General features: G+C 46.7%; 21 protein-coding genes. 15 read left to right on the top strand and 6 right to left on the bottom strand.

Going from position 1 to position 22,770, the window contains the following annotated elements; genetic code table 11:
- Positions 1-61 precede the first annotated feature (61 nt).
- From glmM to rlmE, 4 genes are all read right to left on the bottom strand, one after another.
- A complete protein-coding gene (gene glmM / locus AC3RV5_RS08275) occupies positions 62-1,402 on the bottom strand; it encodes a phosphoglucosamine mutase (RefSeq protein WP_489731453.1) in 1,341 nt (446 codons plus the stop codon).
- Positions 1,395-2,228 (bottom strand): dihydropteroate synthase, encoded by an 834-nt coding sequence (gene folP / locus AC3RV5_RS08270; RefSeq protein ID WP_489731452.1) that lies wholly within the window; start codon positions 2,226-2,228, stop codon positions 1,395-1,397. Before folP ends, glmM begins: the two co-directional genes overlap by 8 nt.
- Before the next feature lie 99 nt (positions 2,229-2,327).
- Positions 2,328-4,283, bottom strand: a complete 1,956-nt coding sequence (gene ftsH, locus AC3RV5_RS08265) for an ATP-dependent zinc metalloprotease FtsH (protein WP_489731451.1) — start codon at positions 4,281-4,283, stop codon at positions 2,328-2,330.
- A gap of 53 nt (positions 4,284-4,336) precedes the next feature.
- Entirely contained in the window at positions 4,337-4,966 is a 630-nt protein-coding gene (gene rlmE, locus AC3RV5_RS08260; RefSeq protein ID WP_489731450.1) for a 23S rRNA (uridine(2552)-2'-O)-methyltransferase RlmE, read from the bottom strand.
- A gap of 95 nt (positions 4,967-5,061) precedes the next feature.
- Between rlmE and yhbY the strand changes: the two genes are divergently transcribed.
- The 4 genes from yhbY (at position 5,062) to AC3RV5_RS08240 (ending at position 8,417) form a co-directional block, all read left to right on the top strand.
- Positions 5,062-5,358, top strand: a complete 297-nt coding sequence (gene yhbY / locus AC3RV5_RS08255) for a ribosome assembly RNA-binding protein YhbY (RefSeq protein WP_489731449.1) — start codon at positions 5,062-5,064, stop codon at positions 5,356-5,358.
- A gap of 233 nt (positions 5,359-5,591) precedes the next feature.
- A complete protein-coding gene (locus AC3RV5_RS08250) occupies positions 5,592-6,386 on the top strand; it encodes an SAM-dependent methyltransferase (protein WP_489731448.1) in 795 nt (264 codons plus the stop codon).
- A 31-nt stretch (positions 6,387-6,417) separates the two neighbouring features.
- A complete protein-coding gene (locus AC3RV5_RS08245) occupies positions 6,418-6,615 on the top strand; it encodes a hypothetical protein (protein WP_489731447.1) in 198 nt (65 codons plus the stop codon).
- Positions 6,616-6,662: 47 nt separating this feature from the next.
- Positions 6,663-8,417, top strand: coding sequence for a GGDEF domain-containing protein (locus AC3RV5_RS08240; RefSeq protein ID WP_489731446.1), 1,755 nt, complete (start codon positions 6,663-6,665; stop codon positions 8,415-8,417).
- Here AC3RV5_RS08240 and AC3RV5_RS08235 read toward each other — a convergent pair.
- Both AC3RV5_RS08235 and AC3RV5_RS08230 read right to left on the bottom strand, forming a co-directional pair.
- Positions 8,414-8,896, bottom strand: coding sequence for an FKBP-type peptidyl-prolyl cis-trans isomerase (locus AC3RV5_RS08235; protein WP_489731445.1), 483 nt, complete (start codon positions 8,894-8,896; stop codon positions 8,414-8,416). The genes AC3RV5_RS08240 and AC3RV5_RS08235 overlap by 4 nt on opposite strands.
- A 70-nt stretch (positions 8,897-8,966) precedes the next feature.
- Positions 8,967-11,354: a Lon protease family protein gene (locus AC3RV5_RS08230; RefSeq protein ID WP_489731444.1), complete on the bottom strand. Its 2,388-nt coding sequence runs from the start codon at positions 11,352-11,354 to the stop codon at positions 8,967-8,969.
- A 206-nt stretch (positions 11,355-11,560) separates the two neighbouring features.
- Between AC3RV5_RS08230 and AC3RV5_RS08225 the strand changes: the two genes are divergently transcribed.
- The 11 genes from AC3RV5_RS08225 (at position 11,561) to AC3RV5_RS08175 (ending at position 22,671) form a co-directional block, all read left to right on the top strand.
- Positions 11,561-11,746, top strand: a complete 186-nt coding sequence (locus AC3RV5_RS08225; protein ID WP_489731443.1) for a hypothetical protein — start codon at positions 11,561-11,563, stop codon at positions 11,744-11,746.
- Between the two features lie 219 nt (positions 11,747-11,965).
- The gene (gene leuS / locus AC3RV5_RS08220) at positions 11,966-14,566 is read left to right on the top strand and encodes a leucine--tRNA ligase (RefSeq protein ID WP_489731442.1); all 2,601 of its coding nucleotides are present in this window, start codon (positions 11,966-11,968) and stop codon (positions 14,564-14,566) included.
- Between the two features lie 15 nt (positions 14,567-14,581).
- A complete protein-coding gene (locus AC3RV5_RS08215) occupies positions 14,582-15,109 on the top strand; it encodes an LPS-assembly lipoprotein LptE (RefSeq protein ID WP_489731441.1) in 528 nt (175 codons plus the stop codon).
- Positions 15,109-16,131: a DNA polymerase III subunit delta gene (gene holA / locus AC3RV5_RS08210; protein WP_489731440.1), complete on the top strand. Its 1,023-nt coding sequence runs from the start codon at positions 15,109-15,111 to the stop codon at positions 16,129-16,131. The genes AC3RV5_RS08215 and holA overlap by 1 nt, the downstream gene beginning before the upstream one ends.
- Positions 16,128-16,787, top strand: a complete 660-nt coding sequence (gene nadD / locus AC3RV5_RS08205; protein ID WP_489731439.1) for a nicotinate-nucleotide adenylyltransferase — start codon at positions 16,128-16,130, stop codon at positions 16,785-16,787. Before holA ends, nadD begins: the two co-directional genes overlap by 4 nt.
- A gap of 38 nt (positions 16,788-16,825) precedes the next feature.
- Positions 16,826-17,143 carry a ribosome silencing factor gene (rsfS, locus tag AC3RV5_RS08200; RefSeq protein ID WP_489731438.1) on the top strand — a complete coding sequence of 106 codons (318 nt, stop codon included), beginning with the start codon at positions 16,826-16,828 and terminating at the stop codon, positions 17,141-17,143.
- Positions 17,144-17,202: 59 nt separating this feature from the next.
- Positions 17,203-17,673, top strand: coding sequence for a 23S rRNA (pseudouridine(1915)-N(3))-methyltransferase RlmH (gene rlmH, locus AC3RV5_RS08195; protein ID WP_489731437.1), 471 nt, complete (start codon positions 17,203-17,205; stop codon positions 17,671-17,673).
- A gap of 2 nt (positions 17,674-17,675) precedes the next feature.
- Positions 17,676-19,601, top strand: a complete 1,926-nt coding sequence (gene mrdA / locus AC3RV5_RS08190) for a penicillin-binding protein 2 (protein ID WP_489731436.1) — start codon at positions 17,676-17,678, stop codon at positions 19,599-19,601.
- A 7-nt stretch (positions 19,602-19,608) separates the two neighbouring features.
- Entirely contained in the window at positions 19,609-20,724 is a 1,116-nt protein-coding gene (gene rodA, locus AC3RV5_RS08185; protein ID WP_489731435.1) for a rod shape-determining protein RodA, read from the top strand.
- Positions 20,725-20,815: 91 nt separating this feature from the next.
- Positions 20,816-21,850, top strand: a complete 1,035-nt coding sequence (mltB, locus tag AC3RV5_RS08180; RefSeq protein WP_489732119.1) for a lytic murein transglycosylase B — start codon at positions 20,816-20,818, stop codon at positions 21,848-21,850.
- Positions 21,847-22,671 (top strand): septal ring lytic transglycosylase RlpA family protein, encoded by an 825-nt coding sequence (locus AC3RV5_RS08175; protein WP_489731434.1) that lies wholly within the window; start codon positions 21,847-21,849, stop codon positions 22,669-22,671. Before mltB ends, AC3RV5_RS08175 begins: the two co-directional genes overlap by 4 nt.
- Positions 22,672-22,770: the final 99 nt, after the last annotated feature.

Here is a 22,770-nt window from a genome sequence, read left to right as displayed (position 1 = left end):
ATATTAACCAAGATGCCACTAATATACAAGTGACATCGCTGAAAATCATCCAGTTTTTAGTTTAGCTAGTTACTTTACGCACAGCATCCGCGATATGTTCCGCCCATTTAATTGAATCCTGAGCGTCGTTTGCTTCAACCATCACCCGAATTAACGGCTCAGTACCACTTTTACGCAACAAAACGCGTCCTCTTTCCTCCAGCGCTGCCTCGGCTTCTTTGACCGAAGCTTGCACAGCTGTCGACGCTAAAGGCGTGTCGCCTTGTGTAAACCTGACATTTATCAAAGTTTGCGGAAACTTGACCATACCACGGCTTAATTCGGCCAAGCTCATATTAGAGTGCAACATGGCTGCCAATACCTGCAAACCTGCCACTATGCCATCCCCCGTAGATGCGGCGGACAGATTCAGCACATGACCAGAGCTTTCTCCGCCAATAGACCAACCTTTGCGCCTGAGCAGTTCCATCACGTACCGATCACCGACCTTGCTGCGTTCAAATTGCACGCCTAAGGAATTAAGCGCAACTTCCAGCCCCAGGTTACTCATTACCGTACCCACTACCCCACCGTTTAGTTTGCCTGATTTAAGGGCATCCCGAGCGATGATATAAACAATCTGGTCGCCATCAATCACATTGCCTTTATGGTCAACCATCATCAGACGGTCACCGTCACCGTCCAAGGCAAAACCAAGATCGGCATTATTTTTCAATACACTTTCAGTGATCGCTTTCATAGACGTAGCGCCTACTTTACGATTGATATTCAGTCCATCAGGTTGGGTACCGATTTCGATGACCTCAGCCCCCAATTCACTCAGTACGTTAGGCGCTATATGGTAGGTCGCTCCATGGGCACAATCCACCACTATCTTAAGTCCATTAAGGGATAAATATGATGGGAAGTTACCTTTGCAAAATTCAATATAACGCCCAGCCGCATCACTAATCCGACTCGCCTTACCCAGTTTATCTGAAGCGACACATTGCATCGGTTTGTCCATCTGGGCCTCGATGGCCATCTCGATATCATCATCGAGTTTCATGCCATCGGCGGAAAAAAACTTAATCCCGTTATCATAGTAGGGATTATGGGAGGCGCTAATAACAATTCCAGCTTCTGAGCGAAAAGTCTTGGTTAAATAAGCAATCGCAGGGGTAGGCATCGGACCCAACAAACCAATATTGATGCCGGCGGCGGATAAACCTGCCTCTAACGCAGACTCCAGCATGTACCCGGAAATACGGGTATCCTTGCCGATTAACACTTTATTGGTGCCTTGACCTGCCAATACTTTGCCCGCAGCCCAACCTAACTTCATTACAAATTCAGGATTGATCAGATTTTCGCCAACTTTGCCGCGAATACCGTCTGTTCCAAAATACTTTCTGTCACTCATTATTATTATCCTTAGGTAACATAGCTACGACCTTGATCGCATCCACTGTTTCTTTTACATCATGTACACGTATGATTTGTGCGCCTTTAAGGGCTGCAATGGTGGCTACAGCTATACTGCCTGCCAACCTGTTGTTCACGTCTCGCAGTAGTAAATCACCCAACATTGACTTACGTGACATGCCCACCAAAAGAGGCACGTTCAGTTGATGGAAGTGCTCTAACTTATCCAATAACTGGTAATTATGCGCCAGGCCTTTACCAAAGCCAAAACCCGGATCAATCAAAATATTTGCCCGGTCAATACCCGCCTCGATACAGGCAGTAATTCGCAATTGCAGGAAATCCTCCACCTGTTTAACTACATCGTTGTAGTCTGGGGCAAGTTGCATGCTTATCGGCTGACCTGCCATATGCATTAAACAAATCGGTACGTTGGCGGCAACGGCTGCGGCCAGGGCATTGGGTTCGCGAAGTGCCCGAACATCGTTAATCAGAGCGGCGCCGGCGTTTACCGCCTGGATCATCACTTCGGCTTTACTGGTATCGATAGAAATGATCGTATCGAAACGCGTGTGAATAGCTTCTATTACCGGTACAACCCTATCCAGCTCTTCTTGCGCTGACACGTCTTTGGCACCGGGGCGGGTTGATTCGCCGCCCACATCGATAAAATCTGCGCCTTCTTGGACCATCCGCTCAGCCTGTCTCAGCGCTGAATCGAGTCCCTTAAATGCCCCGCCATCGGAAAAAGAGTCAGGAGTGACATTTAATATGCCCATTACTCTGGACACGTTTAACGATAAATTTTTATTTTTAAAAATCATTTGCTTACAACAAAAAATAGAGGGGATCAGCAATTAACTGCTATAAAAAAACGCTTTGCTGATTTCCCAACAAAGCGTTTTAAACTCGCTAATCGTCAATTAATTAGTCACATCACCTGGTTTGCCTACGCTAGGCTTACTGGGCTTTTTATCTTTATTATCAGAAGGAGCTTCATCAACGGTGGCACCACCTGTAGGGGGGGTATCATCGTTTTTACTGTCTTCAATCCAATCTGCCGGAGGACGAACGTCAGTCCGGGCCATTAAATCGTCAATCTGTTTTGCATCTATGGTTTCATACTTCATCAAACAATCTTTCATAGAGTGCAGAATATCTATGTTCTCGGTGAGGATTTTCTGAGCCCGCTCATAGTTACGATCGATTAATGCTTTTATTTCTGCGTCAATGGCACGGGCAGTGTCGTCAGACATATGTTTGGATTTCGCCATGCTGCGGCCCAGGAAGACTTCACCTTCTTCGTCAGCATACAGCATAGGGCCCATCTTAGTTGACAATCCCCACTGCGTGACCATCTTACGGGCAATATCTGTGGCCCGTTCAATATCATTCGAAGCCCCTGTGGTAACGCGGTCTTCACCCAAGGTTAAAGCTTCTGCAATTCGCCCACCAAACAAACTGGATATCATGCTTTCAAGGTGTTGTTTGCTATGGCTGTACCTGTCTTGTTCTGGCAAATACATAGTCACGCCCAGGGCACGCCCCCGAGGAATGATCGATACCTTGTACACAGGATCGTGTTCCGGCACCAAGCGCCCAACTATAGCGTGGCCAGCCTCGTGGTAAGCAGTATTGGTTTTTTCTTCTTCTGACATCACCATGTTTTTGCGCTCTGAGCCCATCATGATTTTGTCTTTGGCTTTATCAAACTCTTCCATAGATACCGTACGTTTACCTGAACGAGCGGCAAATAAGGCGGCTTCGTTGACCAGGTTAGCCAGATCGGCACCTGAGAACCCAGGCGTACCACGTGCAATGAAAGATGCTTCTACATTGTCGCCTAGTGGCACTTTACGCATATGTACTTTGAGTATTTGTTCACGTCCACGAATATCAGGCAAACCAACGTGTACCTGGCGATCGAACCGACCTGGGCGCAACAAGGCTGGGTCGAGCACATCTGGACGGTTAGTGGCGGCAATAACAATAACACCTTCATTACCACCAAAGCCGTCCATTTCCACCAACATCTGATTTAGGGTCTGTTCGCGCTCATCATGCCCTCCACCCATACCAGCACCACGTTGGCGACCTACGGCATCAATTTCATCGATGAAGATGATACAAGGGGCTGCCTTTTTGGCCTGTTCGAACATATCCCGAACCCGAGAAGCACCCACACCCACAAACATCTCGACAAAATCAGAACCGGAAATCGAGAAAAAGGGCACTTTAGCTTCACCGGCTATGGCTTTGGCCAGCAAGGTTTTACCCGTTCCTGGAGGGCCGACTAATAACACCCCGGTGGGGATCCTGCCACCCAGTTTTTGGAACTTGCTAGGATCACGCAAAAAGTCTACCAGTTCAGCGACGTCTTCTTTGGCTTCATCACAGCCTGCCACATCACCAAAGGTAGTTTTAATCTGATCTTCACCCATCAAACGGGCCTTACTTTTGCCAAATGACATGGCACCCTTGCCACCGCCACCTTGCATCTGACGCATAAAAAATATCCATACGCCAATAAGCAGTAACATCGGGAACCAGGAGATAAAGATTGAAGTCAATAAAGAAGGTTCTTCAGGTGGTTCACCCAGAATTTTCACATCTTGTTTAACCAAATCTGAAATTAAATGATCATCAAAATAGGGAATAAAAGTTGAAAAGCTCTCGCCAGAACGTTTTGTACCCTTAATCTCTCTGGATTCACTGTCTATGCGTACCTCACGAATTAAGCCTTGATTCGCTTCTTTTAAAAACGTGGTGTAATCCGTTTGTACCTTTGTCGACTCACCCGGAGAAAAACTCTGGAACACCGACATCAATACGACAGCTATGACCAACCATAAGATTAAATTTTTTGCCATGTCGCTCAAGTTTTTGACCTCTGTTAAATTCTATTCTATTGCGTCTCTCACTTGTGAGAGTACTATAATTTACATCCTGTAGCCACCAGATAAACCTCTCTGGATCTGGCTCTGGATGATGATGGCTTGCGGGTTTTCACGTTTTTAAAGGCTTTTTTCACCTCAGTGAAAAAATTATCGAAACCTTCGCCCATAAACACTTTGACCACATAACTGCCGTTTGGTTTAAGAACTTGTCGGCACATATCTAATGACAGTTCTACCAAATAAATGGATTTAGCCTGGTCCACAGCATCATTACCCGTCATGTTGGGTGCCATATCTGACATCACTACATCTACGGTCTTGCCACCAATTTTGTTCATTAGGGCATCGAGCACCGCCTCTTCGCGAAAATCGCCTTGCAAGAAATCCACTCCAGCAAGGGTATCCATGGGTAAAATGTCACAGGCAATGACTTGACCATCGGTGCCAACCAACTGACTGGCTAATTGTGACCACCCTCCTGGCGCAGCGCCTAAGTCCACCACTGTCATTGTCGGCTTGATAAGTTGGTCTTTAAGCTGGATCTCTTCAAGCTTAAATACAGCCCGTGAACGTAATCCTTGTTTCTGGGCTTGCTGGACATATTTATCGTCAAAATGTTCTTTAAGCCAACGCTTACTGCTAGCAGACTGCTTCTTTTTTACCATTGACTTCGTTTGTGATTAGGAATACTTGGAAGATGGCGCTAGAATACTGCTTTTCAACTGTTCATATTCAATAAATTTGTAAGAAATATTACTCAATGACGCTATCTAACAAACAAATTCAACATCTCAAGGGCTTGGCCCATTCTCTTAAACCCGTGGTACAACTGGGGGGTAACGGTCTGACCGAAGGCGTATTAGCCGAAATCGAGGGTGCGTTAAGTCACCACGAATTAATCAAGGTGAAAGTGCCCACTGATGACAGAGCAGAAAAAGCGTTGATCATGGAGGCCATCATTCGCGAAACCGGCGCAGAAAAATTGCAGACTATTGGCCATGTGCTGGTATTATTCAGGCAAAGCGACGAGAAAAAAATCGACCTGCCTAGAAAATAGCACAGTTTTCGAACAAGCCAATCATTCTACCTGTAAGCGATTGGCTGTTCTATTATCCATACCTTTGAGCTGCGCGGCTGCAAGGTAAACATAATTGCCCCCACTAAAATAGTCCCTGTTCCAACCAATTTTTCTTTGCAATATTAATGGCTTCAGTTGTATGCTGTTGAATCTGCTTCATTTATTTACGTGTGTAAAGAAAACCACTAACCAACACGAGAACTGAACTATCTATGCATGAAACAAAACCAGCAGGCAGCATAGTTTGCGTAGGCACCGGCATGACCCTGGGTGCCCACATTACCCCCCGCAGCAGAAGTTATATCGAACAGGCTGACGTGGTCTTTTGCAGCGCCCACCCCATGATCGAGCTGTGGCTTAAAGAAATGAACCCGGACGTACATAGCTTACAAGGTTTGTACGGCGAGGGTAAAGACAGGCGCATAACCTACCGTGAAATGGTGGATGTGCTGTTAACTGAAGTGCGTAAGGGTAAAAAAGTCGTGGGCGCTTTTTATGGCCACCCTGGAGTATTTGCCTGGTCACCCCACAAAGTCATTGAAGAGGCCCGCGACGCAGGTTTTTCGGCGCACATGGAGCCAGGTATCTCTGCCGAAGATTGTTTATATGCCCATTTGGGGGTTGACCCGGGTAAGGTGGGCAGCCAAAACTTTGAAGCCAGCCAGTTTATGTTTTATCAGCGCAATATTGACCCCTCGGCTTATCTTATTTTGTGGCAAGTAGCCATAGCTGGGGATAAATCCATCGCCCGTTCAGAAACTGGCCAAGCTTATCGACAATTGCTAGTCGATCTTCTAATACAATATTATCCTGCAAACCATCTAGTTGCTTTATATGAATGTCCCACGTTGCCTATTGACAAACCCAGAATAGAGTGGATTACATTAGGTGACTTTATCAATGCGGATATTTCGATGATAACCACAATGTTACTACCCCCTAGCAAAAAAATGGTTAAAAACACCGCCGTTTTAGCTAAACTCGAAGAACTCGATAATACCCTTTAATAAAAACAACAGTCATGGAGTATGTAACATAATGAATGCATTACAAATTTTGGAAAAATTAGGTGCAGATACCCAATTTTCGAAAGAACACGTTAAAGAAGATGAATTAGCAAATATCGCCAATATTATTAACCTACATCCCACTTTTTTTGCTGGTATGTCAAATTCACCAGCAGAAGAACCCGATAGCGACGAACCTGATAGCGATGAACCTGATAAAAGTGAATAAAAAGGTAAGCAACTTTCTTAAATGACTTTGTTGTGTTGTAGCTGATAGTGAAAGCTTTCGGATGCATTATTGCTGTCTTGATAGCAGCATTATCGTTAAAGGTTAATGCTGCGACTCCCCACGACTTATTAAAATTAGCAGATGAACTAAGAAGTACATCCGCGTCACAATCAAAAGTTTACCTATTAAAGATTCAACGCGAAGATCTCTCCGTCACCGAACAAGATAGGTATGATTATCTTTTAGCCTTTAATATTTCCATGACAGGCAATTTGTTAAAAGCCATTGAAGAGCTCGAAATATTGCGCAGAAAGGTGACTTCAGAAAAAATTGAATTAAGACTACTTGCGTCATTGGTGACTTGGTACACAGGTACTCAGCAGTGGCAAAAAGGACTCACTACGGTTAACCACCTCCAGCAAAAACTATCGCAGTCAAGTAACGCAATAATTGTGGATCAGCCATATCTTAGTATGTTGTTTTTTTTCAATCAGATGGGGGACTACCAACAGGCTATGGAAATAGCACAGAATTTGGATGAACGTGCTACATCACAACGCACTAAATGTAATGCAAAATCCGAATACCTGTATGCACATTTAAAGAGCAACCCTGATACGTTAACTATTAACGACTTCGACCGAAATATTGCCCAATGTAATGATGCAAACGCATTAATCATTAAACAGAACTCTATTTCCTATCTAAGTACATTTTTATTGCAGAAAAATAAACCTCAGGAAGCTTTAACTCTCCTGCTTGAAACACTAGACGAAGTTGAGGAAACGCAATATCTACCTATGGTTACTTCGTATTTCGAATTACTGGCCCAGACATACATGGCGATGGGCAATACAACTCAAGCAGAATACTATGCGAGCAAGATACTCAGCACCGATGAGCAGTACCAGCCACCGATCCTCACAGCGTTAAAGATTTTGGCTGACATCTCAGAGATGAACGGACTTAGTTCGCGAGCCTTGGAGTTTTACAAGCGGGTGTTTGTTGCTGAGAAATTGAAATTTGAGCAAGATTATGCCAAACAACTGGCTATTCAAAAAGCTAAATTAGACTCTGTGGCAAAAATCACCCAAATCAACTTGCTGGACAAAGAAAACGCCCTGCTGAAAACTCAGGCTGCGTTGGGCAAAACTTCCGCGGAAAATGACCGTTTGTTTATGAGCTTGATTGGGCTGGTAATGATCGTCATGTTTTTATGGGCCTATAAAAACCGGCGCAATCATCTTAAATTACGGGTCATGGCCCAAACCGATGAACTAACCGGGTTGGCTAATCGCCGCCACTTTAATCAACAAGCCGCTGATGCCGTAACCTATTGCTGTAAAAACCACCAGCAGATTAGTTTTATTTTATTCGATTTGGATTTTTTTAAAAAAATTAACGATAACTTTGGCCATCAAACAGGCGACTGGGCCTTAAAGGAAGTGGTAGCAGCCACACAAGATAGCTGCCGAGGAAATGATTATGTGGGGCGCTTAGGCGGCGAAGAATTTGGCATATTATTACCCAATTGCTCGGTAGACAAAGCTTTGTTATTAGCAGAACAGTGCCGCCAAGCGATAGAGAAAATTGACAGCCAGGGCTGTGGCCATCAATTTTCCCTCAGCGCCAGCTTTGGGGTAAGTGACGCAAAAACTTGTGGCTATCACTTGGAAAAACTTTTTGCCGGCGCCGACTCAGCCCTGTATCAATCCAAAGACTTGGGCCGCAATCGTATTTATTGCTTCGAAGCCAATCAGCTGGCTTTAGAATTGCCCAACAGCCAGGTTACCAACGGTTAGTGGTGATGTCCGCCCACACCATGGGCGTGGCCGTGTTCAACTTCTTCTGCGGTAGCTTGGCGCACGTCGGTTACTTCGAGTTCGAACTTCAGGGTTTTACCCGCCAAAGGATGATTAATATCCACCGTGACCATGAATTTGCCTATCTTTAGTATGGTCACTTCACGCTGGCCCTGGTCGGTATTAACCACAGCCGTCATGCCAGCTTTCCATTTCTTAGCCCCTTGCAGATGCTTGACGGGGATTCGCTGATGGCTATCGGCCTGAATTTCACCGTAAGTTTGAGCGGGTTCTAGCTCTACCGTAAAATTGTCACCCACGGCCTTGCCTTCTAAGGCCCCTTCTACCCCTGGCATCATGTTGCTGTGGCCATGTAAATAGGCAACAGGTTCATTATCGTGGTTATTCTCCAGCTCAGTGCCATCAAGCTCATAAATTCGATACTTAAACTGCACTACGGTATCTTTGGTTATTTGCATCTATTACCTCGTTATCATTAATTTTACGCGCCGCAATAGCGGCGAGCTGCACATGTAGGGTAAACCTCTACTAATCCTCTTCACTGCCATTAACCACGTTGGCAATATTGAGCAGACTACTGACCGCCAGATAATTGATGGTTCCTTTAGGGTATCGACCCCGACTGTTCAGTTTACCGACTTCTTTATCCATAATTAACTCAAGAGCCTGATCCACCGTTTCGGCCACGTAAATATGGAATTTTTGCAGTTTAACCGCTGCGACCACTTCTTTGTCTAACATCAAATTGATTTGGTTGGATTTGGGGATAATCACCCCTTGTTGGCCAGTTAAACCACGGTGTTGACACAATTTGAAAAAGCCCTCGATTTTTTCGTTCACCCCGCCGACCGACTGCACCTGACCATACTGGTTGATAGAGCCAGTAATAGCTAAATCCTGACGAGTAGGCACATTGGTTAAGGCGGAAATCAAGGCAATTAATTCAGCAAGGGAAGCGCTATCCCCGTCGATATGCCCATAAGACTGTTCGATGGCGATATTGGCTGACAAGGTCAAGGGAAATAATTGGGCGTATTTGTGCCCCAGATAACCGGTTAATAACATCACACCTTTAGAGTGGATCGGTTGGCCCAGCTCGACTTCCCGTTCGATATCCACTACGCCGTTAGCACCGGCGTATACGGTTGATGTAATACGAGCCGGGGTACCAAACATGCTGTCGCCAATTTCCAGCACGGTTAAACCGTTTACCTTACCCACATCCACCCCATCGGTGGCAATAAGTATTTGCCCTTGTTTGATGTCATCCAGCACGGCTTCGCTGACCCTGCCCGTGCGGTGTGTTTTGGCTGCCAGGGCCGATTCTATATGGCGCACATCCAAATCTAACACCTGTTCCTTGCGACAAAAATACATACTCTCATGCAGCAGCTCAATCACATCGGAGAAACGCGCAGAGAGTCGCTGTTGATGTTCCGCCAGGCGCAAACTGTATTCAACCAGGCGATACATGGCCTTAGGGGAAAGACTCTTTAATCCCAGTTGGGCTACTTCATTGCGCACCCGGCCAACAAAATCAAATAAGGTGGTTTTGTTTAAAGGAATTTCATGATCAAAATCTACCAGCACCCGAAATAGCTCGTAGAATTCATCGTCGTAATCTTGCAGGTTGTAATATAAATCCCGGGAACCCAACAATACCACTTTGACATTGATCGGGATCTGTTGCGGGTTTAAGGTGATGGAATTAACCATGCCAACATCTGGCTGGGGAAGATCCATCTTCAGGGTGCCAAACTTTAGCACTAACTTGAGGGTCTCCCAGGCAAATGGTTGTTCAATTAACTTATCCACATCCAGCAGTAAATAACCACCGTTAGCCTTGTGCAACGCCCCAGGGCGGATCATCCGATAGTTGGTAAAAACAGAGCCTGAGACATTGGTATATTCAACCCGGCCAAACAGATTTTGATGGGTTGGGTTAGGCTCGTAAATTACCGGTGCGCCACTGTTGAGTTGATGAGTAACCAGAACATTGGGTAAATACTGCTCTTCGAGTATCGAACGGCGGTCGTATTCGTCCTGTTTGTCGTCTTTTTTCTCATCCGCCAGTATTTCGACTATGGTTTCCACTAAATGCGGTTTCAATTGGCGCAGAAACTTTAATATCCCCAGATCCCCGGCATATTTATGTTCCAGATCTTTGAGCAAAGGTTTGATGCCCTGTTCGGCCGTGTCTTTTTTGAGCGCCCTTAGTTGCTCAGAAGAAGCTCGCTTCCACTTCGGTAACTCGATCAATGCTTCGCTGAGACGGTTTTCCAAATCGTCTATCAGTTGATAATATTGCTGGCGGGCTTCGTCGCTAAGTTTGGTAAACTCCGCATCGGTAATGGGTTTACCGTTTACAATCGGCGAAAAGGTAATACTACCGTTATCTTCATACAGTGCCACATTTTGTTTTTGCGCCAGTTGCTCAACATCGTCAATTGCCTGATCATAACGCTGATCGAAGCCTCGGGTAATGGCAGCTTTTTTACGCTGATAACCGGGATTATCGAAAGCCGCGGGAAACGTGTCCAGCAGTTCATCAATCAAGTTATCCATTTCTTTAACTAGGCGTTTACTCTCGCCCGGAGGTAAACGCAGCGCAAAGGGCTCCCGCTCGTCTTCGAAATTATTGATATAACACCAGTCATCCGGGGTTAACACCTTGCTCACATATTTGCCGAGGTATTCATGCACCAATGTGGAACGGCCGGTAGCCTGTTCTCCCATCACATACAGGTTGTAACCCTTTGAGTTGATACCCAGGCCAAATTCCAGGGCATCTCGGGCGCGATCCTGGCCGATAAAGGTCGAATTTAGCGCTTTTTCATCTTTTAACGAGTGATTAATCAAACGACGACTTGGTTTAGCAGTGATTTGCTGCAAACTCAACGCGTATTTACTGTGCATAATAGAAATGGACTTTTCCTTTTTTGGGTAGTGAAACCCGATTCGCTTATGCTGTCAAACAGATACGCAAAGAAAGCGCGTTTGTTATGGCATGCAAAACAATTTTACTGCGACTCGAAGACAGATCAGACTATCATTCGTGGCTATTTAGTAAAATAAGGTTCACAAAATATGAAAGCTCCCCGCTACCACAAAAACTCTTGCGAATGACCGGGGGACTTGGCCCATTTCAGGGTAAGGGTTGGTATGGCGCATTAAATGGGTCTATTGAGGAAATTGAAAATGGCCCTAAGGTGGTCCTGACCTATAATGTCAGCGGTGTGTCCAAAGATGGTTTTACCAAGCTGGCCCCTGTAGTCGCCCACGTGCAAAATTACAGCTGGTCCCATTAACAATCTATATGGATAAACACGCCTTCCCGTCCTTAGCCTAATTTTGTTAGCCAAGCCATGGATTTAGCGTCCGGCAGCTCTTGGCAATATATGTTTTGCTGATGAAAATTTCAGCAAAAAACCGGAAATCCGCGTTCTGCCCTTGTTCCCCACGGACGCGCTGGGGTATTCTACTCGGCTAAGCATTCAATCATACATCAGTCGCGGAAACTCTTTTTAATGGCCGAAAAACTCTATCACCCTCAGAAAATCGAACAAGAGGTGCAAGCACACTGGGAAACCAACCAGACATTCAAAGCGACAGAACAAGCGGATAAAGAAAAATTCTACTGTCTATCAATGTTTCCCTATCCAAGCGGTCGCTTGCACATGGGTCATGTGCGTAATTACACCATTGGGGATGTGATCAGCCGCTTCCAGCGTATGAATGGCAAAAATGTATTGCAGCCCATGGGCTGGGATGCCTTCGGCTTACCCGCAGAAAATGCCGCTTTGAACAACAACACCGCCCCAGCCAATTGGACTTACCAAAATATTGATTACATGAAAACTCAGCTCAAGTCATTAGGTTTTGGTTATGACTGGGACAGAGAAGTCACCACCTGCAAACAAGAATATTATCGTTGGGAGCAGTGGTTTTTTACTCGTTTGTTTGAAAAAGGACTGGTGTATAAAAAGAATTCGACTGTTAACTGGGATCCGGTGGATCATACAGTTTTAGCCAACGAACAAGTGATCGATGGCCGTGGCTGGCGATCAGGTGCACTGGTCGAACAAAAAGAAATCCCCCAGTGGTTTGTTAAGATCACTGATTATGCCGAAGAATTGCTGACAGATTTAGAACAGCTCGAAGACTGGCCCGAACAAGTCAAAGCCATGCAAAAAAACTGGATAGGTCGCTCTGAAGGTGTCGATATCACCTTCAAGTTAACCGAAGCCGCAGCTGATATAGATAACTTTAGTGTATATACCACACGCCCTGATACCCTGTATGGGGTGACGTATGTGGCCGTGGCAGCCCAACATCCACTAGCCCTGCATGCAGCCAAAAGTAATCCTCAATTAGCGGATTTTGTTGAAGCTTGTAAAAATACCAAAACCGCAGAAGCCGAACTGGCGACCATGGAGAAAAAAGGCTGCGCTACGGGTTTGTATGCCGTGCATCCCTTGACCGGTGAAAAAGTGCCAGTATGGGTCGCCAACTTCGTGCTCATGGGTTACGGCTCAGGGGCAGTGATGGCCGTACCTGGCCATGATCAGCGGGATTGGGAGTTTGCCCATAAATACGGTTTACGCATCAAACACGTGATCCAACCCTTGGCTACTGACCAGCCATGGGATATTGGCACCGGGGCCTATACCGAAAAAGGTCAGCTTTTCAATTCTGCCGAATTTGATGGTCTGGAATTCCAAGCAGCTTTTGACGCCATTGCTGCCGTACTCGAACAACAAGGTAAAGGAAAGAAAACCGTTAATTACCGGCTGCGTGACTGGGGTGTATCCCGGCAGCGATATTGGGGATCCCCTATCCCTATGCTTAAATTGGAAAACGGCGAATCTGTACCCGTGCCTGTAGACCAATTACCCGTGGTATTGCCAGAAGATGTGCAGATGAACGGCGTTATCTCGCCTATAAAGGCTGATCCCCAATGGGCAAAAACCGAATACAACGGCCAACCTGCACAGCGCGAAACCGACACTTTCGACACCTTCATGGAATCGTCTTGGTATTACGCCCGCTATTGCAGTGCGCAAAACACCGAAGCTATGCTCGACCCTGCCCAAGCCAACTATTGGCTGCCGGTGGACCAGTACGTGGGGGGCATCGAACACGCCATTTTACATCTGCTGTATTCGCGTTTCTTTCATAAACTCATGCGTGATGAGGGCCTGGTAAATTCCGACGAACCCTACAAACGTTTGTTATGTCAGGGCATGGTCCTGGCCGACTCGTTTTTCCGTGAAGACCAAACCGGTAAAAAAGTTTGGTATTCCCCCGCCGATGTGCAAACCGTTAAGGATGACAAGGGTCGGATAATCGAATCCGTGCTTAGCGCCGACGGTCAGCCTGTGCAACACGGTGGCATGACCAAAATGTCAAAATCCAAGAACAATGGCATTGACCCCCAACAGGTTATCGATGTTTACGGAGCCGACACTATACGAGTATTTACCATGTTTGCCGCGCCGCCGGAACAAACCCTGGAATGGATTGATTCTGGGGTAGAAGGCGCCAATCGGTTTATCAAGCGTCTGTGGAAACTGGTGCAAGAACACCTTGAATCAGGTGGGGTAGAGGCATTAGAGGTTACCAATTTAAACCAACCTCAAAAAGTGCTGCGCCGACTCGTGCATCGCACCATCGCCAAGGTTAGTGACGACCTAGGGCGTCGTCAGACTTTTAACACGGCTGTGGCGGCGATCATGGAGTTGCTGAATCACTTACAAAAGGCCCCTCAGGAAAGCCCACAAGACTTGGCGGTGATGCGTGAAGGCATCGAGGCCATAGTACTGTTACTGACGCCCGTGGCGCCGCATATTTGTCATGTGTTGTGGCAAGATTTGGGGCATCAGGATGAGGTCGAAACCGCCAGCTGGCCGCAAGCCGACGAAACCGCCATGATCGAAGATGAAAAACTAATCGTGGTACAGGTCAACGGTAAGGTGCGAGCCAAGCTCACGGTATCTGCAACCACATCTGATGAACAGGTAAAAACTTTAGGGGTCAGCGAACCCAATGTGCAACAGTTTTTGCAAGACAAAACGGTGCGCAAAATAATTTATATACCGGGCAAATTGCTCAATATTGTCGCCAACTAACAAGCAGACCTAAGCATGAAATTATCCACAAGCAGTGTCAGTTTACTTTTGTTACTCATGGTCAACGGCTGTGGTTTTTCCCTGCGCGGTAATTATGAATTACCGGAAAATATCACGGTCATGCGAATCGCTGCTGCCCAGCCCCATTCGGCGCTTAAACGTACCCTGGAGAAACAGCTAAAACCCTATACTGTTCAGCTCATTGACCGCTCCACTGCCGGACAAGATGATGCCCTAAGCCTGTTTATAGTGGCAGATTCCCTGGACAGGCGATTACTGTCGTTGTTTCCCACCGGGCAGGTGGCGGAATATGAGCTGATTTATTCGGTACGCTACCAATTGCAATTCCCCGATAAGGATGCACAGGTATTAGACTTTGAGATTAGACGAGAATACCAGGATGACCCTGATGCGGTTTTGGCCAAATCTCGGGAGTTGGAACTGGTGTTAGGAGAAATGCGTCGCCAGGCCGCAGATCGCATGATCCACCAAATATCGGTGACCCATGCAAAACTAGCCAAGCTTGAGCCAAGCAATCCCTGATGCAAGTTTACCCCAACCGCTTTGACGCATCATTACAACAAGGCTTACAGCCCTTTTATATGATTTTTGGTGACGAACCACAGCAAAAAATGCAAGCCATTGCTGATATACGCAGCTATGCCAAACAACAGGGTTTTGACGAGCGCCAGTCCCTGGTAGTCGATAACCAGTTTAGTTGGAACAGTCTGCTAGAAGCGACCCAAACCCTGTCACTGTTTTCCAGCCGTCAATATATTGAGCTCGAGCTGCCAACAGGCAAGCCGGGTACTGAAGGCAGTAAAATACTCACCGCACTTAGCCAACCCGCAAACCCTGATATATTGTTGGTGATCCATGGTGCCAAGATAGGCAAAGATGTTCAAAGCAGCAAATGGTTTAAGAGCCTGGATAAATTCGGCGTGTATGTGCCCTGCTATCCTCTGGATGCTAAACAGTTATACCAGTGGCTAACGGCCCAGATGCGCCACCAGGGACTTGATCCCACCCCTGACAATTGCCGGCTGTTAACCGAGTTTTGTGAAGGAAATTTGCTGGCGGCAAAACAGGAGATAGAGAAATTAGTGTTGCTCTATCCCGATGGTAAACCTAGTCTTCAACAGGTCGAACAGGCAGTAGTTGATCAATCCCGCTTTAACGTATTTCAACTGGTTGATGTATTACTGGCCGGTGACGCGCAAAAAGCGGTGAAAATGCTGTATCGCCTTGAGAGCGAAGGCGTCGAGCCAAACATTATTCTTTGGGCCCTGACCCGGGAGTGGCAAATACTGCAAACTTTGGTATTTAGTCACCAGCAGGGCCAGCCAATCAACTGGAATCAGCACCGTATTTGGAAAAATCGCCAGACATTATACCTCAGCGCCATGGGACGTTTAAATCTGACCCACCTTAGCCAATTGCAACAAAAACTGGCGGTAATGGATCAGGCACTTAAACAATCCATGGTGCCTCGCCCTTATGTAGAACTGTGTCATTTGTGTCTGCTTTTTATGCCCATGCCACTTGAACACTATCCCTTACAGTGAACAAACTCGCTCCTGCCCAGGGACTTTTTGGCGGCACCTTTGATCCTGTGCACAATGGGCACATTACGCCGCTGGTGCAGGCAGCCAAACAAACCTCGATTGCGCATATAGGGGTTATCCCTTGCCATATTCCGGTACATAAACAAGGGCCAGAGACCAGCAGCGAACACCGTCTGGCTATGGTCGAATTAGCCATAAAGCCCTACCCTCAGTTATATGCAGATGACCGAGAAATTAAACGTAACAGACCATCCTATAGCATAGATACACTACGAGAATTGCGTGTTGAATACCCACAGGCTCCCCTGTGTTTTTTTATTGGTATGGATTCCCTCATGAGTTTACCCTCCTGGCACGAGTGGCAAGCCTTATTCGACTATAGCCATCTCGTGGTTTGCGGTCGTCCTGGACAAGCTTCACAGCTAACACCTGAACTGGTAGCTACTTTGCACAAACGGCAAATATTGGACCCAAAAGTGTTGCATCAGCAGCTCGCAGGTTGTATATATTTAACCCAAACCGCTATGCTTGATATCTCTTCCACAGACTTACGTCAGCGTCTGGCCAGAGGATTATCGACAGAAAGAATGTTGCCAGCATCGGTATTGGCATATATTCAACAACATAAGTTATATCAGCCGATGGCTAATTTCTGATAAACTTAAGCTCAGCCCACTCACTAAAAGGAATCCCTTTGGATCACGAACAGTTAAAAGCCTTTGTAGTAGACAAAATAGAAAACTTAAAAGGTCGCGATATCATCGATTTAGACGTATCAGACAAATCAACCGTAACAGACACCATGTTGGTATGCTCGGGTAACTCCAAACGCCATGTAATTTCCATTGCCGAGAATGTGGTTATCGAAGCCAAACAAGCGGGTAACCCGCCGTTAGGCATCGAAGGTCGCGAGACCGGGGATTGGGTGTTAGTTGACTTAGGGGATGTGGTACTGCACGTTATGCAAGATGAAGCTCGAGATTTTTATCAACTGGAAAAACTTTGGGGCTGAATTAACTCATCTGCATTTTAAGAAATACAACGTGTCGGCATTAGGCCTTAAGTGAGAGTATGCGCATTCAACTAATTGCTGTTGGCAGCAAAATGCCAGGTTGGGTTGAGCAAGGCTATCAGGAATATGCCCGACGTTTTCCCAGTGATATGCCCCTGTCTTTGACCGAAATACCCGCGGGTAAAAGAGGTAAAAATGCCGATATCAACCGGATCTTGCATAAAGAAGGGCAGCAGACTTTAGCCGTTATCCCTAAAGGCAACCGTATCGTTACCTTAGAAGTAACGGGCCAACCCTGGGACACGCCAAAACTTGCTCAGAATATGCAAAATTGGCAAATGGATGGTCGGGATATCAGCTTACTCATAGGCGGACCTGAGGGGCTGGCGCCCCAATGTATCGCCCTATCCGAACAAAAATGGTCACTGTCGGCCCTAACTCTACCCCATCCGTTAGTTCGAATAGTCGTAGCTGAAAGTCTGTATCGTGCCTGGTCGGTGACGACCAATCACCCATACCATAGGGAATAGCGGTGCCTCCTAAACGCATTGCCATAAAAGACCATACTGCTGAGGCTAACCTGTTTACCAGACGCACCGTTATTTCGCTTTTAGTGATCTTAATGATGTTAGTCATGGTGTTAAGTAACTTATATTATTTGCAAGTGCAGCGCCATGAGGATTATCAGACTCGCTCCAACGGCAACCGCATTAAAGTATTACCCGTCGCCCCCAACCGCGGGCTGATCTATGATCGCAATGGGGTGTTGCTGGCTGAAAATCGTCCCGTTTATAGCCTAGAAGTCATACCTGAACAAGTGGAAAATCTGGAGCAAACCCTAGGTTTACTCAGCGTATTGCTGGATATTGATGAAGATGAAATTACCGATTTTTATCGCGAAATAAAGCGTAATAGGCGCTTTAAACCCGTGGCTTTACGTAAACGGTTGTCGTCGGAAGAGGTGGCAATTTTTTCCGCCAATCAACACCGGTTTCCTGGTATAACGGTCGAGGCCAGGCTTACCCGTCATTACCCCTATAACAAGACACTGACCCACGTTTTAGGCTACGTAGCCCGGATCAATAAAAACGATTTGCAAAAATTAACCGAAGCGGGGTTGGACGCTAACTATGCCGCGACTCACAATATTGGCAAACTCGGTGTCGAAAAATATCACGAAGAATTGTTGCATGGCCAGGTGGGTTATCAAGAAGTAGAAGTGAACAATCAGGGGCGTATTATTCGCACCCTCAATTTTAGCCCCCCGGTGCCCGGTCAAGACTTGGTGTTGAATATTGATATTCGTCTGCAACTCGAAGCCCAGCGAATAATGGACTCAGACAAAGGCACGATAGTTATGCTCGACTCGCAAAACGGCGGGATACTGGCCCTGTTTAGCAGTCCCAGTTACGATCCCAATCTTTTTGTGCACGGTATCAGCAGTAAAAATTATAACCGGCTGCTTAATTCCAAAGACCGCCCCTTGATCAACCGTGCCACTCAAGGGCAATATCCTCCGGCGTCAACGGTCAAACCACTGTTAGCATTGGCCGGTCTAGAAGAAAAAGTCATTACCACAGACACTCGTATATTTGATAGTGGTAAGTACCAGTTGAAAAATGTGGAACATGTATGGCGTGATTGGAAAAGATGGGGCCATGGCTGGGTGGATGTAACCAGCTCTATCGAGCAATCGTGCGACATTTTTTTCTATGATCTCGCCTTTCGTTTAGGCATAGACAAAATTAGCGAACATATGCACGAATTTGGCTTCGGGGACTACAGTGGCATCGATTTACACGAAGAATCGGATGCAAATATGCCCAGCCGGGGCTGGAAACGCGCGCGTTACAATCAGCCTTGGTACATAGGGGATACTATCCCGGTTGGCATAGGTCAAAGTTACTGGACGGCCACACCTATTCAGCTCACCCAGTCGATCTCGACCTTGGTCAACCATGGTAAGCGTTTTATCCCCCAACTTTTGCGCGGCAGACTGGTGGATAACACTTTGCAACTGGAGGGCAGTAAAGAGCGGCGCCCCATAGAGGTAATCAACGACAAAAATTGGGATGTTGTACTGGACGCCATGTATGGCGTGGTTAACCGAGAAAAAGGCACCGCCCGCAACGCCTTTATCGACACCCCCTACGTATCGGCCGGTAAAAGTGGTACAGCCCAATTGGTCGCTATTGCCCAGGATGCTAAATATGATGCCGACAATCTGGCAGAAAACCTGCGGGACAATGCCATGTATGTGGCCTTCGCGCCTTTTGATCATCCACAAATTGCGGTCACTGTGGTGCTGGAAAACGCTGGAGGTGGCAGCTCCCAAGCGGCTCCTTTGGCCAGAAAAATGATGGATGAATTTTTTGCCAACAAACCTTTGACTCCCGTTGACGACACAGTGCCGCAAAAGGCTGTCGCCAGTACCCAATCTCCCCATACACATCCCTAGTGGCAAAATGCTAAGAACTAAACTCAATTCCAACCAACGCTCCTTGCTAAACCGTATTCACTGTGATGGCCCGCTTATGGCCGGACTCTTAATATTGATGGCTGTGGGTCTGTTCACTATATATTCCGCCGGCGGCCAAGAGCTCGAGTTAATTCAGCGCCAGCTAATTCGTCTTGGATTGGCCATAGGTGTGATGATGGTTGTGGCACAAATCCCCCTTTTGGCCTATCACAAGCTGTCCATCTATTTCTATGGCTTGGGCGTGGTCATGCTAATTGCGGTGATGGGTTTTGGAGTAGTGGGAAAAGGAGCCCAGCGCTGGCTGGACTTAGGTGGGTTACGCTTTCAGCCCTCTGAGATCATGAAATTAGCCGTGCCTATGATGGTCGCCTGGTATATCAGCCGCTTCAATCTTCCCCCTAAACTTAGCCAAATTCTGATAGGTTTTTTGTTGGTGGGGATACCTACCCTGCTGATCGCCCAGCAACCTGACTTAGGTACTTCGTTACTTATCGCCAGTTCTGGTGTGTTTGCCCTTTTTTTGGCCGGTATGAGTTGGCGTTTTATTGGCGCAATCGCAATTTTTGTGTCTATTTTTAGTCCCATCATGTGGAATTTTTTGATGCAGGATTATCAAAAACAGCGAGTGCTAACGTTTTTGAATCCTGAAAGTGACCCTCTAGGCTCGGGTTATCACATCATCCAGTCACAAATCGCTATAGGCTCAGGGGGCCTTAACGGCAAAGGCTGGTTGCTGGGCACCCAATCCCAACTGGAATTTTTACCCGAACGCCACACCGACTTTATCTTTGCCGTGTTTAGCGAGGAATTCGGCTTCTGGGGGGTGGTTGGCCTGTTGGCCATTTATACGTTTATCGTGATCCGGGGCATGCTCATTGCCAATCGCGCCCAGGACGCTTTTAGCAAAATACTTGCAGGCAGTATTACCCTCACCTTTTTTGTCTATGTTTTTGTCAATATGGGCATGGTATCGGGGATCTTGCCCGTGGTGGGGGTACCGCTACCGTTAATTAGTTATGGCGGTACGTCTATGGTGACATTATTGGCTGGCTTTGGCATCCTGATGGCGATCAGTACCCAAAAGCGGTTGTTATCTCGCTAAACGCTTAGAAATAAAATCACCAGCAAACAACATAGGAGAGCCAGTGCGCGCCGTAAAATCATTAATTTACATCCTAAGTTTCTCTGCATTGATGGGGGTGTCAACGGTATATGCCGATGAACATCAGCCACAAAGTGCCGAGCAAACTTTTACCACTATGCTGGTGCAAGAATATGGATTTTCTGCCGATGAGGTACGTCAGCAGTTAAGTCTCGCCAGCAAAAATGAAGATATCCTATCGGCGATCGTTCGCCCCTGGGAAGCCAAACCTTGGTTTAAGTACCGGCCAATATTCCTGACTGATAAGCGCCTGGCCAAAGGCCTGGAATTTTGGCAAACCCACCAGCAGACATTAGAGCGTGCAGAGCAGCAATTTGGCATTCCCGCAGAAATTATTGTGGCCATAATAGGCGTTGAAACTTTTTATGGCACATACACCGGGACCTACTCGGCACTGGATGCCTTGTATACTCTGGGCTTCCACTATCCGCCTCGAGGCACGTTTTTTCGTAAGGAATTATCTGAACTATTTTTACTGGCCAGAGAAGAACAGTTTTTGTTAAGCGAACTAACCAGTTCCTACGCTGGTGCTTTGGGCTGGGGACAGTTTATCCCGTCGAGTTACCGCCACTATGCCATAGATTTTGATGCTGATGGGCGTCGGGATTTATTGAATAATCCGGTGGATGCCATTGGCAGTGTAGCCAATTATTTTCATCGTCACGGTTGGCAAAAAGATCAACCTGTAGCGTTTCCGGTCAATGTTGCAGATAGCCAATATCAGAAGTTTATCGCCAAAGGCCTTAAATATAAAAATACCTTTGAGCAACTCGAAACGGCGGGCATACAGTTAGACCAAGAGGCCGCCTTGCAATTTTCCATGGAACGGCCAATAGACCGTTGGGCACAGATAGCTGGCGCCAGTGGTGCCAAGTTATTTGAATTCGAGCAACCCACTGAGGCAGAACACTGGCTGGGATTGAAGAATTTTTATGTTATTACCCGTTACAATCATAGTCCACTTTACGCCATGGCTGTATACCAGTTTAGCCTGCAGCTCAGCCATGCTCGGCGCTTGCAAGTTGACGCACCAAAGGCCTCACTTAGTACAGAAATGCGACCATGAACAAGTTTCTCGTTACCGTTATTCTGGTGAGTTTGGTCAGCGCCTGCGCCCAAACGCCGCCTGCCAGTCGTTACCAGCAGCGCCATGATTCCGCCCCCACTGTGGTCAAGACCGGAATTGGTCTTAATGATGCGGTGCCAAAATATGAGCCTTATGCCCCGGCTAATCAGCGCAGTTACCACGTATTAGGGCGCTCCTATACCCCGATTAAAACCGGCCAAGGTTACAGTGCGACGGGCGGTGCTTCCTGGTACGGCCAAAAATTCCACGGGCATTTAACGTCCAATGGCGAGCGTTACGATATGTATGCCATGTCGGCGGCGCATAAAACCCTACCCTTGCCTTCTTATGTCCGGGTGACCAATCTAGCCAACGGTAAACAGGCAGTGGTGCGGGTAAATGACAGAGGGCCCTTTCATGACGCCAGACTCATCGACTTATCTTATGCGGCAGCTCTCAAGCTGGGCATGCTTAGTTCAGGCTCCACTAATGTGAAACTCGACGTTATCCATGTGGATGAAGACGGCGCCATAACGGTAGGCGCCGGGCCGACTATTGAGCCCACTAGTATGCCAGTGGTGGCGCCCCTGGATAGCGGGATATTTATCCAGGTGGCTGCATTACAAAACCAGCAAAGACTCAAAAAAATCGCCAATGGTTTGGTCTCTTTATATCAAATTGGCTATATGGCACCTTTTGAAAAAGGTCTATACCGCCTACAACTTGGTCCCTTTAACGATGATGAACATGCCGATGGCATGCTCAGCGAACTACGAAAATCTGGATATTCCGATGCTTACAAGCTCAATACCGCAGAATAATAGCGCAATAAAACTTTATGCCTTATTGTGAGTCTAATCCTTGATTTTTAGATTTTCCTTTATGTAACAAATTTTGTAGCTACGGCAGTAAAGCAAATG

Source organism: Paraglaciecola sp. IT1134, from assembly GCF_058068185.1.
Note: the sequence above shows the minus strand (reverse complement) of the source record. Positions and strands in the feature narration are given on the sequence as shown.

Coding starts and splice junctions, on each gene's coding strand:
- glmM (WP_489731453.1), bottom strand. CDS start 1,402: ATGAGTGACAGAAAGTATTTTGGAACAGACGGTATTCGCGGCAAAGTT.
- folP (WP_489731452.1), bottom strand. CDS start 2,228: ATGATTTTTAAAAATAAAAATTTATCGTTAAACGTGTCCAGAGTAATG.
- rlmE (WP_489731450.1), bottom strand. CDS start 4,966: ATGGTAAAAAAGAAGCAGTCTGCTAGCAGTAAGCGTTGGCTTAAAGAA.
- yhbY (WP_489731449.1), top strand. CDS start 5,062: ATGACGCTATCTAACAAACAAATTCAACATCTCAAGGGCTTGGCCCAT.
- AC3RV5_RS08250 (WP_489731448.1), top strand. CDS start 5,592: ATGCATGAAACAAAACCAGCAGGCAGCATAGTTTGCGTAGGCACCGGC.
- AC3RV5_RS08245 (WP_489731447.1), top strand. CDS start 6,418: ATGAATGCATTACAAATTTTGGAAAAATTAGGTGCAGATACCCAATTT.
- AC3RV5_RS08235 (WP_489731445.1), bottom strand. CDS start 8,896: ATGCAAATAACCAAAGATACCGTAGTGCAGTTTAAGTATCGAATTTAT.
- AC3RV5_RS08230 (WP_489731444.1), bottom strand. CDS start 11,354: ATGCACAGTAAATACGCGTTGAGTTTGCAGCAAATCACTGCTAAACCA.
- AC3RV5_RS08225 (WP_489731443.1), top strand. CDS start 11,561: ATGACCGGGGGACTTGGCCCATTTCAGGGTAAGGGTTGGTATGGCGCA.
- leuS (WP_489731442.1), top strand. CDS start 11,966: ATGGCCGAAAAACTCTATCACCCTCAGAAAATCGAACAAGAGGTGCAA.
- AC3RV5_RS08215 (WP_489731441.1), top strand. CDS start 14,582: ATGAAATTATCCACAAGCAGTGTCAGTTTACTTTTGTTACTCATGGTC.
- holA (WP_489731440.1), top strand. CDS start 15,109: ATGCAAGTTTACCCCAACCGCTTTGACGCATCATTACAACAAGGCTTA.
- rlmH (WP_489731437.1), top strand. CDS start 17,203: ATGCGCATTCAACTAATTGCTGTTGGCAGCAAAATGCCAGGTTGGGTT.
- rodA (WP_489731435.1), top strand. CDS start 19,609: ATGCTAAGAACTAAACTCAATTCCAACCAACGCTCCTTGCTAAACCGT.
- mltB (WP_489732119.1), top strand. CDS start 20,816: ATGGGGGTGTCAACGGTATATGCCGATGAACATCAGCCACAAAGTGCC.
- AC3RV5_RS08175 (WP_489731434.1), top strand. CDS start 21,847: ATGAACAAGTTTCTCGTTACCGTTATTCTGGTGAGTTTGGTCAGCGCC.